Annotated in this window: 1 protein-coding gene; it reads left to right on the top strand. The window is 68.0% G+C overall.

Annotated elements, in window-relative coordinates; translation table 11 throughout:
* The coding region (locus HUA74_RS44910) for an IS3 family transposase (RefSeq protein WP_174459507.1) at nucleotides 1-864 on the top strand (864 nt) is incomplete at its 5' end.
* Between the last annotated feature and the right edge of the window lie 35 nt (nucleotides 865-899).

Here is an 899-nt window from a genome sequence, read left to right as displayed (position 1 = left end):
GTGGAGCGGCGCCGAATCCTGGCGGTGGCCAACAGTGAGGAGTTCCGGGACGCCTCGCCCAAGCAGATTGTCCCCAGGCTGGCGGACCGAGGCGAGTACGTCGCCAGCGAGGCGAGTTTCTACCGTGTGCTGCGCGAGGCGGGTCAGTTGGCCCACCGAGGCCATGCCAAGGCGCCCACGCCCAGGCCCCGGGCCGAGCACACCGCCACCGGGCCCAACCAGGTCTGGAGTTGGGATATCACCTACCTGAAGGGCCCGGTGAAGGGCGCCTTCCTCTACCTGTACCTGGTGGTGGACGTCTTCAGCCGGCGAATCATGGGCTTCGCGGTGCACGAAGAGGAGTCGTCCGAGCATGCCTCGGTCCTCATCCGCCGCTCTTGGCAGCAGGCCGGCTGCCCCGAGGGGCTGGTGCTGCATTCTGACAACGGCGGCCCGATGAAGGGCGCCACGTTGCTGGCCACTTTGCAATGGTTGGGCGTCACCCCGTCCTTCAGCCGGCCCCGCGTCTCGAACGACAACCCCTTCTCCGAAGCCCTCTTCCGCACGCTGAAGTACCGCCCCAGCTTCCCGCGGCGGCCCTTTGCGTCCGCCGAGGATGCGCACGACTGGGTGACGCGCTTCGTGGATTGGTACAACACCGAGCACCTTCACTCCGCCATCCGCTTCGTCACGCCTGACGACAGGCACTTCGGTCGCGAGGCCTCGCTGATGGCTCGACGCCACCGGGTGTACCAGCGCGCCCAATCCCGTCACCCGGAGCGATGGAGCCGCGTCACGCGCAACTGGACTCCCGCGGGCTCCGTCCGCCTGGGCCCCTCGCCCAGCCTCATCCCGGCCGTGCAGGAGATGAAGCGCATCGGCTGAACCCTCTCACGCGACATCTACCTTGACGCTCACCG

This window comes from Myxococcus sp. CA051A (assembly GCF_013336705.1).
GTDB lineage: Bacteria > Myxococcota > Myxococcia > Myxococcales > Myxococcaceae > Myxococcus > Myxococcus llanfairpwllgwyngyllgogerychwyrndrobwllllantysiliogogogochensis.
Note: the sequence above shows the minus strand (reverse complement) of the source record. Positions and strands in the feature narration are given on the sequence as shown.